Source organism: Tardiphaga sp. vice154 (genome assembly GCF_007018645.1).
In the GTDB taxonomy this organism is placed as follows: domain Bacteria; phylum Pseudomonadota; class Alphaproteobacteria; order Rhizobiales; family Xanthobacteraceae; genus Tardiphaga.
Genome location: NZ_CP041399.1, coordinates 3,220,236 through 3,239,278, shown reverse-complemented (window position 1 = coordinate 3,239,278; position 19,043 = coordinate 3,220,236). Strand labels below are relative to the sequence as shown.

At 66.1% G+C, this 19,043-nt stretch carries 15 protein-coding genes; 5 read left to right on the top strand and 10 right to left on the bottom strand.

Translation table 11 applies throughout. The features are described from left to right. Positions 1 to 48: 48 nt before the first annotated feature. On the bottom strand, positions 49 to 1,275 hold the full coding sequence (locus FIU28_RS15085; protein WP_143574052.1) for a hypothetical protein: 1,227 nt from the start codon (positions 1,273 to 1,275) through the stop codon (positions 49 to 51). 181 nt (positions 1,276 to 1,456) lie between these two features. On the opposite strand from FIU28_RS15085, the gene glmU reads away from it, so the two are divergent. Further along, complete coding sequence (gene glmU, locus FIU28_RS15080) at positions 1,457 to 2,809, top strand: bifunctional UDP-N-acetylglucosamine diphosphorylase/glucosamine-1-phosphate N-acetyltransferase GlmU (protein ID WP_143574051.1); 1,353 nt, start codon at positions 1,457 to 1,459, stop codon at positions 2,807 to 2,809. A 6-nt stretch (positions 2,810 to 2,815) separates the two neighbouring features. On the opposite strand, the gene FIU28_RS15075 is transcribed toward glmU, so the two are convergent. Next, a complete protein-coding gene (locus FIU28_RS15075; RefSeq protein ID WP_143574050.1) occupies positions 2,816 to 3,004 on the bottom strand; it encodes a hypothetical protein in 189 nt (62 codons plus the stop codon). A 194-nt stretch (positions 3,005 to 3,198) separates the two neighbouring features. Here FIU28_RS15075 and glmS point away from each other — a divergent pair, with 194 nt between their 5' ends. Continuing rightward, positions 3,199 to 5,025 (top strand): glutamine--fructose-6-phosphate transaminase (isomerizing), encoded by a 1,827-nt coding sequence (gene glmS / locus FIU28_RS15070; protein ID WP_143574049.1) that lies wholly within the window; start codon positions 3,199 to 3,201, stop codon positions 5,023 to 5,025. Positions 5,026 to 5,174: 149 nt separating this feature from the next. Further along, positions 5,175 to 5,948: a DUF502 domain-containing protein gene (locus FIU28_RS15065; RefSeq protein ID WP_143574048.1), complete on the top strand. Its 774-nt coding sequence runs from the start codon at positions 5,175 to 5,177 to the stop codon at positions 5,946 to 5,948. Positions 5,949 to 5,968: 20 nt separating this feature from the next. Here the strand turns inward: FIU28_RS15065 and FIU28_RS15060 are convergent, their stop codons facing one another. From FIU28_RS15060 to recG, 5 genes are all read right to left on the bottom strand, one after another. Then, positions 5,969 to 6,583, bottom strand: a complete 615-nt coding sequence (locus FIU28_RS15060) for a DedA family protein (RefSeq protein WP_143574047.1) — start codon at positions 6,581 to 6,583, stop codon at positions 5,969 to 5,971. Continuing rightward, positions 6,580 to 7,170, bottom strand: coding sequence for a class I SAM-dependent methyltransferase (locus FIU28_RS15055; RefSeq protein ID WP_143574046.1), 591 nt, complete (start codon positions 7,168 to 7,170; stop codon positions 6,580 to 6,582). Before FIU28_RS15055 ends, FIU28_RS15060 begins: the two co-directional genes overlap by 4 nt. A gap of 131 nt (positions 7,171 to 7,301) precedes the next feature. Next, positions 7,302 to 8,669, bottom strand: coding sequence for a sensor histidine kinase (locus FIU28_RS15050; RefSeq protein WP_143574045.1), 1,368 nt, complete (start codon positions 8,667 to 8,669; stop codon positions 7,302 to 7,304). Beyond that, the gene (locus tag FIU28_RS15045; protein ID WP_143574044.1) at positions 8,666 to 9,340 is read right to left on the bottom strand and encodes a response regulator transcription factor; all 675 of its coding nucleotides are present in this window, start codon (positions 9,338 to 9,340) and stop codon (positions 8,666 to 8,668) included. The genes FIU28_RS15050 and FIU28_RS15045 overlap by 4 nt, the downstream gene beginning before the upstream one ends. Positions 9,341 to 9,421: 81 nt before the next feature. Next, positions 9,422 to 11,527 carry an ATP-dependent DNA helicase RecG gene (recG, locus tag FIU28_RS15040; RefSeq protein ID WP_143574043.1) on the bottom strand — a complete coding sequence of 702 codons (2,106 nt, stop codon included), beginning with the start codon at positions 11,525 to 11,527 and terminating at the stop codon, positions 9,422 to 9,424. A gap of 167 nt (positions 11,528 to 11,694) precedes the next feature. Between recG and FIU28_RS15035 the strand changes: the two genes are divergently transcribed. Both FIU28_RS15035 and mfd read left to right on the top strand, forming a co-directional pair. Beyond that, positions 11,695 to 11,985 carry an FAD assembly factor SdhE gene (locus FIU28_RS15035; RefSeq protein WP_143574042.1) on the top strand — a complete coding sequence of 97 codons (291 nt, stop codon included), beginning with the start codon at positions 11,695 to 11,697 and terminating at the stop codon, positions 11,983 to 11,985. After that, positions 11,982 to 15,500 carry a transcription-repair coupling factor gene (mfd, locus tag FIU28_RS15030; RefSeq protein WP_143574041.1) on the top strand — a complete coding sequence of 1,173 codons (3,519 nt, stop codon included), beginning with the start codon at positions 11,982 to 11,984 and terminating at the stop codon, positions 15,498 to 15,500. The genes FIU28_RS15035 and mfd overlap by 4 nt, the downstream gene beginning before the upstream one ends. A 234-nt stretch (positions 15,501 to 15,734) precedes the next feature. Here the strand turns inward: mfd and FIU28_RS15025 are convergent, their stop codons facing one another. The 3 genes from FIU28_RS15025 to FIU28_RS15015 all read right to left on the bottom strand — a co-directional run bounded on the left by FIU28_RS15025 (position 15,735) and on the right by FIU28_RS15015 (position 19,041). Continuing rightward, positions 15,735 to 16,142 (bottom strand): PRC-barrel domain-containing protein, encoded by a 408-nt coding sequence (locus FIU28_RS15025; RefSeq protein WP_143574040.1) that lies wholly within the window; start codon positions 16,140 to 16,142, stop codon positions 15,735 to 15,737. 68 nt (positions 16,143 to 16,210) lie between these two features. Beyond that, a complete protein-coding gene (locus FIU28_RS15020; RefSeq protein ID WP_143574039.1) occupies positions 16,211 to 17,449 on the bottom strand; it encodes a GGDEF domain-containing protein in 1,239 nt (412 codons plus the stop codon). A gap of 83 nt (positions 17,450 to 17,532) precedes the next feature. Then, positions 17,533 to 19,041, bottom strand: coding sequence for a class I adenylate-forming enzyme family protein (locus FIU28_RS15015; RefSeq protein ID WP_143574038.1), 1,509 nt, complete (start codon positions 19,039 to 19,041; stop codon positions 17,533 to 17,535). Positions 19,042 to 19,043 lie beyond the last annotated feature (2 nt).

The window sequence follows — 19,043 nt, the reverse complement described above, 5'->3', positions numbered from 1 at the left end:
GGATCGCGCTGCGGGACAACCCGGCAGTCGGGTGGAGGTGTTTCGCTGCTAGCGCAGGCCGAGGATCGAGCTCAGCGTGGAGGCCGGCTTCGGCGGCGGTGCCGGCTCTTCGGCGGGCGGCGGCGGCGGGGCGCGCTCGGTGCGTTCCTGCTTTGGCGCGGCGCGGCGGCGCGGCGGCGGTGCCGCTTCCGGCCGCGCGTCGTTCTTCAGCGCCAGCCGCTGGCCGTCGAACACCGCGGTTTCGCAGGCCCGCTTGCTTTCGATCAGCACGGCGCAGAGCCGGGCGGCGGCGGCCGCGTCGCCAAGCGGGCCGGCAATTAGCCGCAGTTGCATGCCATAGCCGCCATTGCGCTCCCGGATGATCATGACCGGGCGCAGCCCGTTCAGTTCCCTGGTGCTGGCGAGGCCGCGCCATAAGGCGCGAAGACCTTCCACCGAATTGGCGCCGCCGAGATCGACGCCGAATTCGGTCCGCGGCACCGGCGTTGCGCCAGGCTCCGAGATCGCGGCCGGCTCGGGTGCTATGGGATGAACGGAAGCCGTGGTGTCCGGTGCCTTGGCGGGTTCAGGCGATGGCGGTTCGATGAGACGGGCGGCGGTGGCGTCGGGGGGCGCCAAGATCGATTTCGGGGCCATCAGCGGCGCGGAAGCCGCTATCGAAGCGGCAGCGGACGGCCGCGGTGGCTCAACCGGCGCGACGACGGTCACTGGCGCGATCGACGGCGGTGGCGACGGCGGCATCGAAGGCGCGGGCGCCATCGACGGTACGGCATTGACGTGCAGGACAGGTTCGACGGTGGCAGCCGACAGGGCGGCAGCCGACAGGGTGGCAGGCGGCAGGGCAGGTGGGAGGGCAGGCAGGGCCGGGGGAGCCGTTGCCACGGCCTGGCGCTTGATCGAGCCGGTCACCGATTCGAGCCCCTGTTCGATCGAAGTGACGCGGGAATACAGCCGGTCGCGGTCGCCGTTTAGCGTCTCGATCGCCTGCGACAGCCGCCGGGCCTCGTTCTGGGTCTCTTTGGCAACGAACTGGATCTGCTGCGACTGCTGCGCCATCAATTGGGCGGAAGCGCCCTGTTCGCGGCGGAGCTTTGAGTGCGACTGGCTGGCCAGCACGGCCACGATCACGGCAGCCACGGCGCCGGCGCCCCACGAACCCAGCCGCCACAGCGTGCGGCGGTCGAACGTATCTTCTTCCGCCACAAGCCCCGTCAGCCAGCCCCCGGCAGGCTCGGCCGAAAGCGTATCGGCCCATTTGTCGCGATCGTCTGCCATACCCGCCTTGGTGCTTCCCGGGCGCCCGCTGCGCCCATTCGAATCACACTTCAACAATACAGGAAACCACGGCGTAACCTGAGTTCCGCGCGCGATGGATGCGGTAAAACCGCTTTCCTCTTTGCTCGAAAACGCTTTATGGAGGGCGGCTGCGCGCTGCGCGCACAACACGGGGATTCGGATGACCGGCAGAACCAGCCTGACCATCGTGCTCGCCGCCGGCGAGGGCACACGGATGCGTTCGTCGACGCCGAAGGTTCTGCATCAGGTCGCCGGCCAGTCGCTGCTCGCCCATGTGCTTGGCGCTGCCCCGGCCGGCCCTGGATCGGCGCTCGCCGTGGTGGTCGGCCCGGACCACCAGCCGGTAGCCGATGAGGCGACGCGCGCCCGGCCGGATGCGGCGACGTTCATCCAGCGCGAACGGCTCGGCACCGCGCATGCCGTGCTCGCCGCCAAACAAGCCATTGCCAACGGCGCCGATGATCTGCTGGTCGCTTTCGGCGATACGCCGCTGATCTCGGCCGAGACGTTTGAACGTCTGCGGGCGCCGCTGAAGGCCGGCGCGGCGCTGGCGGTGCTGGGCTTTCGCGCCAAGGATCCGACCGGTTACGGCCGGCTGCTGGTCGAGGGCGACCAGTTGGTGGCGATCCGCGAACATGCCGACGCCACGCCCGCGGAGCGAGCGGTCGATCTGTGCAATGCCGGGATGATGGCGTTCGACGGCAGGACCGCGCTGGCCGTGATCGAGAAGATCGGCAAGGCGAACAGCAAGGGCGAATACTATCTGACCGATGCGGTCGAAGTGGTCCGCGCGATGGGCCTGCAGGCCTGCGTGATCGAGACCGCCGAAGACGAGGTCCGCGGCATCAACACCAAGGCGCAGCTCGCCGAGGCCGAGGCGATCATGCAGGCGCGATTGCGCAAGGCGGCGCTCGACGCCGGCGTCACCATCATCGCGCCCGAAACCGTCTATCTCGCCGCCGACACCAGTTTCGGCCGCGACGTCACGATCGAGCATTACGTGGTGATCGGGCCGGGCGTCAGCATTGCCGACGGCGCGGTGATTCACGCCTTCTCGCATCTGGTGCAGGCCGCGATCGGCCGGAATGCCTCGATCGGCCCCTATGCGCGGCTGCGGCCGGGGACCAAGGTCGGGGACGGCGCGCGGATCGGCAATTTCGTCGAGACCAAGGCCGCGATCCTGGAGGCCGGGGTCAAGGTCAATCACCTCACTTACATCGGCGACACCCATATCGGGGCCGGCGCCAATATCGGCGCGGGCACCATCACCTGCAATTACGACGGCTTCAACAAGCACAAGACCTCGATCGGCGCCGGCGCCTTCGTCGGCTCGAACTCGTCGCTGGTGGCGCCGGTGACGATCGGCGCCGGGGCTTATATCGGCTCCGGCTCGGTGATTACGCGCGATGTGCCGGACGACGCGCTGGCCTTCGAACGCAGCCCGGTGGCGGTCAAGGATGGCTGGGCGAAGCGGTTTCGCGACGAGCGGATGGCGGCCAAAAAGCCGAAATGAGCCTGGTCATGATTCCTCGTCGGAGAATAATTCGCGTTTCAGCCGCCAGCCGCGACGCACCGCGCGGTTGACGGGCTCGTCCGGTGCATGCGGCTGCCGGATCAACTTGCGCAGGATCTCGGCGCTGCGCACCGGCGGCGGCCAATGCGCCAGCCGGCTCTGGGACGGCGACCTGGGTTCGCGAGGATCTCTCATGGCGCTACCTCCGGTATGGAGAAGCTCCGCCAAAGCCGTTAATGAGCTGTTAAACCCGCCGCGCAAAATCCGGGGCAGATCCGCCGAAATCTGTCTCAATCGGCAATAATAATTGAGTAACAAGACCTTGGCGTTTCTCGCTAAGAGAGGCCGGAGTCTTCTGGCACTTTAATACCTCGGAGAGATGTACCCGCATGTGCGGCATTGTCGGAATTTTGGGACGCGGTCCCGTAGCGGACCAGATCGTGGATTCGCTGAAGCGGCTGGAATATCGCGGCTATGATTCCGCTGGCGTGGCGACGCTGGAGGGCGATCATCTCGAGCGCCGCCGCGCCGAAGGCAAATTGAAGAACCTCGAAGCCACGCTCGCCCAGTCGCCGCTGACCGGCCATATCGGCATCGGACATACCCGCTGGGCCACGCACGGCAAGCCGACCGTTGCCAACGCCCATCCCCATGCCGCGGGCGGCGTCGCCGTCGTGCATAACGGCATCATCGAGAATTTTCGTGAGTTGCGGATGCAGCTCGAAGCCAAGGGCGCGGTGTTCGCCAGCGAGACCGATACCGAGGTGGTCGCCCATCTGGTCAATTCCTTCGTCATGAACGACGCCTCGCCGCAGGAAGCCGTCAAGCAGGCGCTGCCGCTGCTGCGCGGTGCCTTCGCGCTGGCCTTCATCTTCGAGGGGCACCCGAACCTGATGATCGGCGCCCGCAAGGGATCGCCGCTCGCGATCGGCTATGGCGACGGCGAGATGTATCTCGGCTCCGACGCCATCGCGCTGGCGCCTTTTACCGATGACATCAGCTATCTCGAGGATGGCGACTGGGTGGTCCTGAACCGCAAGGGCGCGGTGGTGCACGACGAGCACGGCAAGGTCGTCAAGCGCGAGATCCTGAAGTCGGGCGCCTCAAGCTTCATGGTCGACAAGGCGAACTACCGCCACTTCATGGCCAAGGAAATCCACGAGCAGCCGGAAGTCGTCGGCCACACGCTGGCGCGCTATGTCGACATGGCCAGCGAGCGCGTCTCGCTGCCGGTCAAGCTGCCGTTCGACTTCAAGGACATCCAGCGCATCTCGATCACCGCCTGCGGTACGGCGAGCTACGCCGGCTACGTCGCCAAATACTGGTTCGAGCGGCTCGGCCGCGTGCCGGTCGAGCTCGATGTCGCCTCCGAATTCCGCTACCGCGAAGCGCCGGTGCGCAAGGGCGATCTGGCGATCTTCATCTCGCAATCCGGCGAGACCGCCGACACGCTCGCAGCTCTGCGCTATGCCAAGGAACAGGGCATGCACACGCTGTCGGTGGTCAATGTGTCGACCTCGACCATTGCGCGCGAGAGCGAGACGGTGATGCCGACGCTGGCTGGCCCGGAAATCGGCGTCGCCTCGACCAAGGCGTTCACCTGCCAGCTGATGGTGCTGGCCGCGCTCGCGGTCGCTGCCGGCAAGGCGCGCGGCGAACTCTCGGATGCGGACGAAGCCAAGCTGGTGCATGGCCTGGTCGAGATTCCGCGCCTGATGGCCGAGGCGCTGACCACCGAGCCCTTGATCGAGAAGCTCGCCCGCGACATCGCCAAATGCCAGGACGTGCTCTATCTCGGCCGCGGCACGAGCTACCCGCTGGCGCTGGAAGGCGCGCTGAAGCTGAAGGAAATTTCCTACATCCATGCCGAGGGCTATGCCGCCGGCGAGCTCAAGCATGGGCCGATCGCGCTGATCGACGAGAACATGCCGGTGGTGGTGATCGCGCCGTTCGACCGGGTGTTCGAGAAGACCGTGTCAAACATGCAGGAAGTCGCGGCGCGCGGCGGCCGGATCATCCTGATGACCGACGCCAAGGGCGCGGAGGAGGCCACAGTCGAGTCGCTGGTGACCATCGTCATGCCCGACATGGCGTCGACCTTCACGCCGATGGTCTATGCCATTCCGGTGCAGCTCCTGGCCTATCACACGGCCGTCATCATGGGCACCGACGTCGACCAGCCGCGTAATCTGGCAAAATCGGTCACGGTGGAATAGGGCGCATCTGCGGGACGCCGGGAAATCCCGGCCGTCAACGGCTCTTTGCCGCGCGGCAACTTTGCACCGCAGCGGCGAAAAGCTGCTAGGATGTCGGCGAACGCGAACGGCGCCACCATGCGCGCCGCGCCCCTGGATTTGGAACGCTGATGGACCGCAACGACCTGCCGCCGACGATGCCCGTCGGTGATCCCGTGCCCGAGACGCCGCGCGGCTTCATGGGCCGCATCCGCACCTACTTTCTCACCGGCCTGATCGTCGCCGGCCCGGTCGCCATCACCTTCTACCTGACCTGGTGGTTCGTGACCTGGGTCGATGGCCTGGTGCGGCCATTCGTGCCCGAGGCCTATCGGCCGGAACAGTATCTGCCCTACAACATCCCCGGCTCCGGCCTGATCGTCGCCTTCGTGGCGCTGACGCTGCTGGGCTTCCTCACCGCCAATTTGATCGGCCGCACGCTGGTCGATCTCGGCGAAAAACTGCTCGGCCGCATGCCGGTGGTGCGCGCGATCTATCGCGGGCTGAAGCAGGTATTCGAGACGCTGTTCTCGGGTTCCGGCTCGAGCTTCCGCAAGGTCGGTCTGGTCGAATTCCCGTCGCCGGGGATGTGGTCGATCGTGCTGATCTCGCAGCCCCCCAGCGTCGAGATCAGCAACAGCCTGCCGGGCCAGGACGAATACATCTCGGTGTTCCTGCCGTGTGCGCCGAACCCGACTACCGGCTTTTTCTTCTACGTGCCGAAGAGCAAGATCATCGACATCGACATGTCCGCCGAGGATGCCGCGACCCTGATCATGTCGGCCGGCGTGGTGCAGCCTGGCTCCGACCCGCAGAAGAAGATCGCGGCGCTGGCCGAGATGGCAAATGCCGCGCGCGTGGCGAACACCGGCGCCGTGGCGCAGGAGCCGGCGAAGGTCGAGTAGTCGCCCCTGCGGGCCGGTCCCTACCTGCGCCGCCGCCATCGGCGCCAGATCGTCACCGCCAGGACTTCGAGGGCGATAAGCACGACGATCAGCAGCAGGGCGTCCGACGCCGGGTCAGCGCGGCTGGTACCGATGAAATAGCCCATGATGATGAGCGGCGCTGTCCAGATTACGCTGCCGATGAAGGTACCAATCAGGAAACGGCTGATTGACACCCCGATTGCGCCCGCTGGAACCGCGAGAAAGACCCGCATGGCCGGGATGGTCTGGCCGATGGTCGAGATCGTCAGCAGGTTGCGGTGAAACGCATTGACCGCAAATTGATAGCGCGTTGGCGAAAGATGGATCCAGGGTCCGAAACGCGAAACAAGGGCGTTGCTTCGCGTTTCGCCTAATTTACGTCCGGCGCCGTACCAGCATAGCGAGCCGGCCGTTGAGCCCACGGCGGCCGCGAGTAGCGCGAGCACCGGATTGCCATTGCCGGCAGCGAGGACAACGCCGGTGACGACAAAGAGCAGATAGGACGGCACGACCGGGCACAGCTTTTCAGCCAGGCCGATCAAGCCGATGCCAAGCGGTCCCGCGCCGATGCAAGCGACGAGCGCATCCGGCAGGTGCGCAGCAGCGAAGTTCATGGCGTCACTCCGGCGTTCGGCGCGCGGCGTACGATGCGGTAAACTGAGGCAGGCGGGACGTTCAGCAAGACGCGTCCAACGCAGGAGGCGTGCAGTCCGAGCCGTTCGAGAAGTTCATGATGGACGGGACTGCTCACGCCATAGGTGAACTGGTACATCACGCCATCTTCTTTCAGGCTACTGAAGACGCCGCGCAGGATTGCCTCGACCTTGGTCGGCGTGATGTTGAGCAACGGCAGGCCGCTGACGACGGCGCCAAAGCTGTTGTTCTCGAATACCTTGTGAGAATTGATCCAGGCGGCGTCCATCCAGAGGACACGCGCGGCGGGAAACCGCAACTGCAGCGTCCGTATGAAGTCGGATCCATATTCGATGAGCGTGAGATCCCGCTCACTGACGCCACGCGCCAGCAATGCTTTGGTGAAGACGCCCGTTCCCGGCCCGAGTTCGAGGACCGGTCCGGTCGCGGCGTTGATTTCCTGTGTCATCATCTTGGCCAAGCCGGTCCCTGACGGAGCGATTGCGCCAACCATTCGAGGTGACAGGGCGAGTGTCCGTAAAAACAGGAGGAGGCTGCGTGCGGTCATGAAGACGGTCCATTGCAATGTGACGTCACCGACGATCGTCGGTGTCGCAGCCGGTATGCAGGTTGGAGATTGTGTGAACATTACATGCCGCAGGATCAGAGCATGTCGCGCGCCGTCATGACCGGACGTTCTTAGAGGTGCGGCCTTCGCTGGCCGAACGAAATCGTCACGCAGGCGCCGCCCTCGTCGCCGTCGTCGATCACCACCCGGCCGTCGTGCAACCGAGCAATTTCCCGAACCAGGTTGAGTCCCAGCCCCGCTCCGCGTGTCGCCGCACTGGAGCGATAGAAGGGCTCGAATACGCGCTCGCGATCGGCCGGCGCAATGCCAGCACCGCTGTCGGTCACCGATATGCTCGACGGCGTTACGCGAACCACGATCCTGCCGCTGCGGCCGCCGTACTGGATCGCATTCTGGATGAGGTTGGCGATCGCTCGCTGCAGGGCGCCTTCATCGCCGAGCATCTTGGCGTGGGGGACCGTGGTCTCGAACGCGATCTCGTAGCCGGCCCCGATGGCCAGCGGGGCGAGGTCGGCGGTCACATGACGCGCGATACCGACCAGATCGACGATGGCGTGCGAGGCTGCCGTCTGCTCCAGTCGCTCGACGTCAAGCAGTTGATCGGCCAGCACCGAGAGGCGCTTCACGTCTTCGAGCAAACGCGTGGTCTGCGGCCCCGGCGCGAGGGTTTCGATGCGGGTCTGCAAAATGGCGATCGGCGTCCGGACTTCATGCGCCGCATTGGCCAGGAAACGCTGGCGGCGCTCGACACCATCATCGAGACGCGCCAGCGCGTCGTTGACCGCCCGGACCAAGGGAGCAATTTCTTGCGGCACCTGATCGAGCGAAAGTCGGGTGGCGCGCCGGTCGATGTCGATGCGGACAGCTTCCGCCGCGGTTTGGCGCAGCCCGTCCAGCGCGCGTCGCACCACGATCGGCGTCGCCAGCAGCGTCGTCACCGCCATCATGGCCCCGATCGGCAAGATGACGCTGGCCAGCACTTTGACGACCGCGGTGGCCAGCCATTGCCAGGGCAATGTCGCGCCCGAGCCGGTCAGAATCTGGACCGCGCCGGCCGGGGTTTCCAGCCAACGCATGCGCGCCGGGGCGCGCGGCGCGTCGCCGACGGTCCAGCCGAGACGCGCCTGTCCGATCTCGTCGAGAGCGCCACCAATCCGCGCAAATTCTGCAGGTATCTTGCCTACCGATGCGACATGACCGCTGCGGTCCCGGACCTGAAACCAGAGATCCGGACTTTCCGCGTAAAGATTTGACAAAGCCGGGGTCTCGCGGATCACGATGCCGCCCGAGGTATCGCGCGCAATCGCGTCGCTGATCGCGTCGAGCGTCCGATCTTCCGGCTCCGGTGCAACCAGATAGCCGCCGGCCCACAACGCGGCGAACACGACGGCTACCAAGATCGCGAGCACGGTCGCCTGCAGCACGATCAGGCGGCGGACCAGCACCCAGCGCAGCGAATTCCGCGTCAGCGTGGTCATGACTGGCTGTTGATCAGGTAGCCGATGCCGCGGATCGCGTGAATCTCGATGCCGGCGTCGGCATCGGCAAGCTTGCGCCGCAGCCGCGAAACATGAGTATCAAGCGCGTTCGACTGGATCTCGTCATCAAAGCCGTAGACCGCGTCATCGAGCACTGAACGGGCGACGGTCCGGCCGGCGCGACGCAGTAGCGCTTCAAGCACCAACAGCTCCCGGCGCGGCAAGTTCAGGGCGACCCCGGCGACGCTGGCCTGCCGATGGGCGCCGTCATAGGCGAGACGACCCAGTTTGAGAGTTTCGTCGGGTAGATCGCCCGGTCGGCGCAGCACCGCCCGTAGGCGCGCCAGCAACTCTGCGATTGCAAAAGGCTTGCTCAGGTAATCGTCAGCGCCACCGTCAAGCCCGGCGACGCGGTCGGCAATCTCGCCTCGCGCTGTAAGTACGATGATAGGGGTCTGCAATCCCGATGCGCGAAGTTTTGGAATCAGCTTGAGCCCGTCGCCATCCGGTAGTTGGCGGTCGAGCAGGACCGCACTGTAGGTGGCAATGCGCAGCGCTTCCTCGGCGAGACCGAGGTCGGCGACCAGATCGACGACCATGTCGTGATCCCGGAGGGCTGTCGCCAGTGCTGCCGCCATTTCGGGTTCATCCTCCACCAGGAGAACGCGCACAGCCAAGGTTCCTTCTCGATATTGTTCGGAAACTGCCTGCCTAACATTGCGCGAACATTACGGATCGATCAATTCCGCCTTCTATCCCGCGCCGATCAGCGGCAGCGCTTCGTCGCGCTCGTAGAGATACAGCAGGCACCGCAGCGCCTCGCCGCGCTCGCCTTTCAGTTTCGGATCGTCCTGCAGGATGCGCAACGCCTCGTCGCGGGCCTGTGTCACCAGTTGCGCGTGCACCTCGGGGCGCGCGATGCGGAAGCCCGGCATGCCGCTCTGCCTTGTGCCGAGCACGTCGCCTTCGCCGCGCAGTTTCAGATCCTCTTCGGCGATGCGGAAGCCGTCGGTGGTGTCCTTGATCACCTTGAGCCGCTTGGCGGCGATCTCGCCGAGCGGCTCGCGGAACATCAGCAGGCAGTTCGAGGCTTCCGAGCCGCGGCCGATGCGGCCGCGTAGCTGGTGCAGCTGCGACAGGCCGAAGCGTTCAGCGTTCTCGATGATCATGATGGTGGCCGCCGGCACGTCGACGCCGACCTCGACCACGGTGGTGGCGACCAGGACCTGCGTCTCGCCGGCGGCAAAGCGCGCCATCGCCGCGTCCTTGTCAGCGCCGCGCATGCGGCCGTGCACGAGGCCCACCTTGTCGCCGAACAATTGCTGCAGGCTGTCGAAGCGCTCCTCGGCATTGGTGAGCTTCGGGCCGTCCATTTCGGACTCCTCGACCAGCGGCACGATCCAGTACACCAGCTTCCCGGCGGCGATCTGGCGGCCGACGCCGTCGATCACTTCCTTCAGCCGGCTGCTCGACATCGTGCGGGTCTCGATCGGCTGCCGGCCGGCAGGCTTTTCGCGCAGCTCCGAGACGTCCATGTCGCCGAAATACGTCAACACGAGTGTTCGCGGAATTGGCGTGGCCGACAGCACCAGCACGTCGACGGCGCTGCCCTTGTTGGTCAGCGTCAGCCGCTCGCGGACGCCGAACCGGTGCTGCTCGTCGACCACCGCCAGCGCCAGCGATTTGTAGATCACGTCGTCCTGGATCAGCGCATGCGTGCCGACCAGCATGTCGATCTCGCCTGCGGCCAAGCGAGCGAGAATGTCCTTGCGCTCGCGGCCCTTCTCGCGGCCGGTCAGGATCGCGACGCGCATGCCGGCGCGTTCGGCCAAGGGCGTGATCGTCTTGATGTGCTGGCGCGCGAGAATCTCGGTCGGCGCCATCAGGGCGGTCTGCTTGCCGACCTCGGCGACGGCGGCGGCGGCGAGCAGCGCCACCACGGTCTTGCCGGAGCCGACGTCGCCCTGCAGCAGCCGCAGCATCCGCATCGGCTTGGTCAGGTCCTCCGCGATCGCGGCGGACGCCTCCTGCTGCGACTTGGTGAGCGCATACGGCAGGGCGTCGATAATCTTGTGCCGCAGATGGCCGTCGCCGGCATTGCGGTCGCCGGCCGGACGGCGCACCTGCGCGCGAACCAGCGCCAGCGCCAGTTGCCCGGCGAGCAACTCGTCGAAGGCAAGGCGCGACCAGAACGGACCCTCCGGCAGGACGTCGGTCATCTCATTGGGCACATGAACGCGATGCAGCGCCTCCCACAGCGACGGGAAACTGCAGCGGCGCAGCACTTCCGGGCTGATCCATTCCGGCAGCTCCGGCAGCTTGGTCAGCGCCAGCCCGACCGCCTTGCGCAGGGCGCCGATCGCCAGCCCCTGCGTCAGCGGATAGACCGGATCGATGCCGCTGAGTTTCGCAAAGCCTTCCTCGTCGATGACGCGGTCGGGATGGGTGATCTGCAGGACGCCGTCGAACAATTGCGTGGTGCCCGAGACGAAGCGCTTCTCGCCGACCGGCAGGATCTTCTCGACCTGTCCGGGATAGGCGCGGAAATAGGTGATGACCACGTCGCCGGTGTCGTCGGAGGCATAGACCAGATGCGGCGCGCGGGCGCGGCCGGCGGGCGCCGGGCGATGGCGGTCGACGGTCACTTCCAGCGTCACCATCTTGCCGATCTCGGCGTCGCGGATCTTGGGCCGGGCGCGGCGGTCGATCACGCTGACCGGCAGATGCAGCAACAGGTCGGCGATCCGCGGGGTCTCGTCGCGGCCCAGCAAAAAGCGCAGCAGCTTGTCCATCTTCGGGCCGATGCCGGGGATGGTGGTGACCGGAACGAACAGCGGATTGAGCAATTCAGGGCGCATTGCGACTCAGGCGATCGGTTCGGGCTCATGGGCCGGCGGTATGGCCGAGACTTGAATGCATTTTGGGACGAATGCAATGCGAGAACAGGTGCTGACAGCACCGGGCCCGGGGGCTATATCAGCCTGCCCGGCACGTCCGGGTTTTTGGCGTTGCACGGGATGGACCTATGACCGGTACGACACGATCGAGCGGCGGCCTGGATGATCGCCGCAAGCGGCTTCTGTTCCGCTGCTGGCACCGCGGCACCCGCGAGATGGACCTGATCCTGGGCACCTTCGCCGACGCCGAGATCGGCCTGCTGGCGGATCTGGAACTGACCCAGCTCGAGGCGCTGATCAGCCTCGAAGATCCCGACCTCTATCCGGCCTTCGTCGGCGAAACCCGGCTGGCGCCGGAGTTCCATACCCCCTTGTTCGAGCGCATCAAGAGCTTCCGGAATATGGACAAGTCTCTATGAAGGCGCCGACCGTCTCTCCCGCGGCGCAGCTTGCGCCCGGGCGCGCACTGACTTTTGCCAATGTCGCCGAGGGCGCCGAGGGCCTGATCGTCTCCGACCTCGCCCGCGCCATCGCCGCCCGGCCGAAGCCGCCGGCGGTCAGCCTCGCGGTGGTCTGCCGCGACGGCACAAGGATGCAGAATCTCGCCCGGGCGCTGGAGTTTTTTGCGCCCGACCTCGGCGTGATGCAGTTTCCGGCCTGGGACTGCCAGCCCTATGACCGCGTCTCGCCGCATGGCGGCGTGCTGGCGCAGCGGCTCACCGCGCTGGCGCGGCTGTCGCGCCTGACCGGCAGCGAGAAGCCGCTGATCGTGCTGACCACGGTCAATGCCATCGTGCAGCGGGTGCCGGCGCGCGAGGGCGTTGCGGCGCAGGCGCTGTCGGTCGCGCCCGGCAATGTCGTGCCGATGGACTCGATCATCAGTTGGCTGGAGCACAATGGCTACAACCGCTCCTCGACGGTGCGCGAGCCCGGCGAATACGCCGTGCGCGGCGGCATCCTCGACCTGTTCCCTGCCGGCCTCGACCAGCCGGTGCGGTTCGACTTCTTCGGCGACAGCCTGGAATCGATCCGCAGCTTCGATCCCGAGACCCAGCGCACCCATTTCGACATGCGCGCGCTCGACCTGGTGCCGATCTCGGAATTTCAGCTCGTCACCGAAACCATCAAGCGCTTCCGCATGGGCTATGTCGCGCAGTTCGGCGCGCCGGAGCGCGACGATCTCTTGTACGAAGCCGTCAGTGAGGGGCGCCGCCATCCCGGCATGGAGCACTGGCTGCCGCTGTTCCAGCAGCGGATGGATACGCTGTTCGACTATCTGGACGGCACCCCGATCGCGATCGAGCCGGAAGGCGAGGCGGCGGCCTCCGAGCGTTTTCGCCAGATCACCGACTATTACGAGGCGCGCCGGGAGGCGATGGGAATTCCCGGCGGCGGCGCGGTGTACAAGCCGCTGCCGCCCGACCGGCTTTATCTCACGCAGGACGAATGGCAGGATCGTCTCACCGGCGTCGCATTGGTGCGGCTGACGCCCTATGCCGTGCCCGAGCAGAGCGCGGGCTTCGTCGATGCTGGCGCCCGCGCCGGGCGAAACTTCGTGCCGGAGCGCGCCGATGCCTCGGTCAATGTGTTCGCGGCCGTGGTCGCGCATATCGAGGCGCTGCAGGCGGCGCGCAAGAAGGTCGTGGTGGCGCTGTGGAGCGAAGGCTCGCGCGACCGCATGGGCAGCATGCTCAAGGACCACAAGCTCCTGAACCTGCAGAGCGTGAACTCCTGGCGCACCGTGCTGGCGACGCCGCGCAACCAGACCATGCTGGCGGTGGTCGGCATGGAGTCCGGCTTCGAGACCGACCAGATCGCCGTCATCAGCGAGCAGGACATTCTCGGCGATCGCCTGGTTCGCCCGCGCAAGGCGACGCGCAAGCTCGACAACTTCATTTCCGAAGTCACCTCGCTCGCCGCCGGCGACATCGTCGTGCATGTCGAGCACGGCATCGGCCGCTTCGTCGGTCTGCAGACGCTGCAGGTCGGCGGCGCGCCGCATGACTGCCTCGAGCTGCGCTACGCCAACGAGACCAAGCTGTTTCTGCCGGTCGAGAACATCGAACTGCTGTCGCGCTACGGCTCGGATGCCACCAATGTCGAACTCGACAAGCTCGGCGGCTCCGGCTGGCAGGCGCGCAAGGCGAAGCTGAAGAACCGGATTCGCGAGATTGCCGGCGAGCTCATCAAGATCGCCGCCGAACGCCATCTGCGCGAGGCGCCGAAGACCGTCGTGCAGCCGCATCTCTATGACGAGTTCTGTGCGCGCTTCCCCTATGAGGAGACCGAGGACCAGCAGAGCGCGATCAATGCAGCGCTCGGCGACCTTGAAAGCGGTCGGCCGATGGACCGCCTGATCTGCGGCGACGTCGGCTTCGGCAAAACCGAGGTGGCGTTGCGCGCGACCTTTGCCGTGGCCCTGGAAGGCAAACAGGTCGCCGTCGTGGTGCCGACCACGCTGCTCGCGCGCCAGCATGCCAAGAACTTCACCGAGCGCTTCAAGGGCTTTCCGGTAAATGTCGCGCAGGCCTCGCGGCTGGTGACGCCGAAGGAAATGAGCCAGACCAAGAAGGGCATCGCCGACGGCACGATCGACATCGTGGTCGGCACCCATGCGCTGCTCGGCAAGGCGATCAAGTTCAAGGATCTTGGCCTCGTCGTCGTCGACGAGGAGCAGCATTTCGGCGTCACCCACAAGGAGCGGCTGAAGCAGCTCCGGGCCGACGTCCATGTGCTGACGCTGTCGGCGACACCGATCCCGCGCACGCTGCAGCTCGCCTTGAGCGGCGTCCGCGATCTGTCGATCATCGCCTCGCCGCCGGTCGATCGCCTTGCGGTCCGCACCTTCGTGGCGCCGCACGATCCCCTGATGATCCGCGAAGCACTGCTGCGCGAACGCTACCGCGGCGGTCAGGCGTTCTACGTGGTGCCGCGCATCGACGACCTTGCCGACGTCAAGGACTTCCTCGACAAGCACGTTCCGGAGATGAAGGTCGCCGTCGCGCACGGCCAGATGGCGCCGACGGTGATCGAGGACATCATGTCCGCCTTCTATGACGGCAAATACGACGTGCTGCTGTCGACCACCATCGTGGAATCCGGACTGGACATTCCGACCGCCAACACCTTGATCGTGCACCGCGCCGACATGTTCGGCCTGGCGCAGCTCTACCAGTTGCGCGGTCGCGTCGGCCGCTCCAAGCTGCGGGCCTATGCGCTATTCACGCTGCCGGCGCAGGCCAAGGTCACCGCGCAGGCGGAGCGTCGGCTGAAAGTGCTGCAGTCGCTGGAGACGCTGGGCGCCGGCTTCCAGCTCGCCTCGCACGATCTCGATATCCGCGGCGCCGGCAATCTGCTCGGCCAGGAACAGTCGGGCCACATCAAGGAAGTCGGCTTCGAACTGTATCAATCGATGCTGGAGGAGGCGATCCTCGCCCTCAAATCCGGCATCTCCGAGCCGGTCGAGGACCGCTGGTCGCCGAGCATCACGGTCGGCATGCCGGTGCTCATTCCGGAAGACTTCGTCAACGACCTCGCGGTGCGTCTGTCGCTGTATCGAAGGCTCGCCGATCTCGAGACCGACGACGAGATCGACAATTTCGCCGCTGAGCTGCGCGACCGTTTCGGCGTGCTGCCCGACGAGGTGCGCTATCTGTTCAAGATCGCGGCGATCAAGGCGTATTGTCGGAGGGCCAATGTCGAGAAGGTCGATGCCGGCCCGAAGGGCATGGTCATCACCTTCCGCGAGAACAAGTTCGCGCAGCCCGATCGGCTGGTGTATTTCATCCGTTCCTACGGCAACGCCGCCAAGGTGCGTCCGGACATGAAGGTGGTGTTCCTGCAGGAATGGGATACGCCGGAAGAACGCCTCGAAGGCGCGACCGAGATCATGCGTGCGCTGGCCAATCTGGCGGAGAAGAGAAAGGCGGCGTAACCGTTGCAGCTACGATCTCCGCCGTCATCCTGAGGTGCTCGCCCGAAAGGGCGAGCCTCGAAGGAGGCATGTTCGGCGCTCGCGGCACATCCTTCGAGGCCGTCGCTTCGCGACGGCGCCTCCAGCCGAAACGCAATTGCGATTCGGCGGGGATGACGGCCGAGTTTGTTGCAGCTAAACGAAAAAGGCCGCCGGCATTGCTGCCGACGGCCTTCGTTCGTTGAAGTGCTAAGCTTACTTCGGATACTTGAATTCCGGAGCCGCCTTCAGCGCGTCCTTGGTGGTGTTCATGGTCGCCATCCACTTGTTGTTCTTCTCGTCATATTTGACGTTGACGGAAGAGGGGGCGACAGCGACGTAGTGCTCACCCATACCCAGGAAACCGCCGACCGACAGGATCATGGCTGCGATCTTGTCGTTCTTGAAGGCCAGATCGGTGATCTCGCCGACGGTCTCGTTCTTCTGGTTGGTGATGTTGAGACCCTTCAGCTTCGAGCTGAACATCTCGTCCTTGGCCACGGTCGAGAACTTGGCATCCGCAGGCGCCATGCCCGTCGTCGTGGTGGTGGTCGTCGCGGTCTGGGCGAGAACCGGGGTGGCGAGAAGGGCGAGCGAAGCGGTGATCAGTGCGAGCTTTTTCATGGTCGTCTCCATTGTAGATGCTTTACAATGCAGACCTGTATTAGTCGTTCCGAATTGAGTTCGGAATTTTACGAGGCTTCGCGCTGCGCGGCTTCGCCATGCAACCGCGCCAGGATCGATTTGGCGGTGTCGGTCGGCAGCAGCACCGCGAGCGTGAGGTTGGGATCGTTGCGCGGGTCGCGTTTCGGGCCGTGCATGGTGTGCTTCATCACGCTGGACAACCGCTTGGCGATCATGTGCGCGTTGCGCAGATCGGTCTCGGCGAACACCACGATGATCGAACCGTCGTCGCGCAGCGTGCCGAAATCCATCTTGCGCATCAGCCGGCTCAGAATGCGCGAGGCATCGTGGCGGACGCGCTCCGGAATCGAGTCGAACGAGAACCGCACGGCAGACAGGCCGCCGCCGCGCGATTGCGTCTGATAGACCGCGGTGGCGAGGTCGCGTTCGAACGCGGCTTGCGTCAGCAATCCGGTCGCGGCGTCGAGCAGCCCATCCGATTCGATCGCCTTCAGGCTGCGGTTCAGTCGCACTTCCAGCGCGTGCTGGCGGATCAGCGGCAGTGCGACCGCCGCGACTTCGGCGGCGTCGCCGGCGGTCATTTCGAGATTGGCGAGGTTATAGCTCGGCAAAAGACCCGGCGCGCTGACGACCACCGGCAGGTTGCGGAACCGGGCGTCCTCGGCCAGCACGGTGAGGAAGGCATCGACGACCCGCAGGCTGAAGCCTTCGCCGATCACGATGCCGTCGAGGTCGCGGGTGTTGAGATGCTTGGCGGCGGATTCGATGCTGAGCGCGCCGACCAGGCCGACCCGTTCGCCGAGCGCCACCGACAAAGCGGGATAGCCGGCGCCACGGCCGATCAGCATCACCGTGGCGTCTTCGAGCGGGTCAGGCGTCTGCAACGGCGTGCGGGAGACGTTCTCGGGGGTGAGGCGGCGCATCACCGTGGCATGCAGCGTGCGGACCCGCAGCGCATTGCGCAGCCGTGCGCTCAGGCGATCGAAACTGCCGGCGGTGGATGTGAAGGGAATCGCCTGGCCCGGCAAAGCGGTGGTCGGGTCGATCGCGATCAGCGGCACGTAAGGCTGCTTGGCGCCGAGGCGCTTCGCCAGCGCCTGGAAGATCGGCATGTCGGCCCCGGCGGCCGAAACCAGCACCGCCGCGGGCTGTACGCGCGCCACCGCGTCGAGCGCTTCGCCCCACGTCGAATCGATCAGCGGAAACATTTTCGTCGCGGCCAGCGCCGACGCGAAAGGCGCGGGCTGCTGGCTGGAGACGACGATGATGGCGGCCTGATCGGACATGCTGGCTTCCGGTACGCAAAGCGGGATGGCGCAGGCTAGCCGGGCGTCGTTAATGTCGCGTCAATTCAATTGGCGGAATGCGCTCAATCGGCCGCGGCGCGGTCACGAAAGGCTTCCACCATCAATGGGTTGAGGCCAAGTTCCGTGAAGGCGTCGCGGGCCCGTGAATTGTCGCTGGCGCGGCCTGCGAGACGATAGCCGCTGAGCCGGTCGGGCAGCGCGGTGAGCATGGCGTGCGGACCGAGCCGCTTGGCCCATTCGCTGAGATCCTGCGACAGGAAGCGATATCCGCCGACGGCCATGATGCCGGTCGGCGGTGCGGTGATGCACAGCGCGCCGCTGGAGCGATCGAGCCGCGCGGCAAAGCCGGTATCGACGTAATCGACGGCCTTGCCGGCGAGCAGCGAATTGCCGGATTCGGACGTCGAGGCATAAGCGACCGCGGGGACCATCGGGCCGCGCAGGCCGAGCGTGCCCTTCGGCGTGATCAGGATCTCGCCGGCGATCGAGGAACTCGCCAATGCACGCGGCGCGCCGTGGGCTCCTGGCATGATGATGGTGGGCAGGCCGTCGGCGGCGCGATGGGCGCCGAACAGGCCGGCTTCGCCGAACAGATAGAGGTCGGTGAAGTCCGCCTGCGGATGAGTCCAGGCCGGGCTGCTGGCGACCTGTTCCGGCGCACGCCACAGGCCAAGCACATGGCGCAGCGTCGGCGTGCGGTCGAGCAGGCCAGCCTCCGCGAGCTTCTGCGCCAGCGGCGCCGGTGCCACCAGCACGTCGCAGGCCGCGGCGTTGATCTCGCGCTCCAGCGCGTCGGCATCAAACGGATGGTGCAGCGCCAGCACGCCGCCGGACAAAAGCCACGGCACTAGCGAGCAGGCGAGGCTGGCGAAGGATGAGGGCAGCGTCGCCGACAGCAGCGTGGCGCTCTGCGGCAGGCCGCTTTCGAGAAATACCGAGAGCCCGCCGGAGATCAGATGCAGATGCGAGCGCGGTACCGCGCGAAATCCGTCGGCGGTGACGTCGAAGGTCACGATCGCGGCGCGCCGCGCGTCGGGGGGAACGATGCCGGGCTGCGTGAAATCGGAGGCCATCACCTCGTCGAGCGAGACCATGCCTTCCGGCAGGTCGGTGCCGAACCCGCCGACATAGCGGATCGAGAAGGCTTCGGCGGCGGCGTTCATGGCGAGATCGGCGTGGCTCACGCCGTCGATCTTGCTGGAGGTGACGATGGCGCGCGCGCCCGCCCGGTTCAGCGCGATGGTGAGATCGGCCTGCCGCCACAGCTGCGGCAGCAAGGCCACAATCAGCCCGGCGCGGTGCGCCGCCAGCAGCGTCAGCACGAATTCCACGGTGTTCGGCATCTGCACCGCGATCACCGAATTGGCCGGCAGGCCGTAGGCGATGAAGTGCGCCGTGAGTGCGGCGATCGCGCGGTCGGCCTGCGCGAAGCTCAGTCGCTTCGGCGCCGTCGCGGTGACGCGCAGCTTGTCGGCGGGATCGATCAGCGCCAGCGCTTCCGGCTGGCGGACGAGGACGCGCTGGAACAGGCCATCGAGGGTCGGCGAGGCGGCGTTCGGGGCTGTTGTCACGG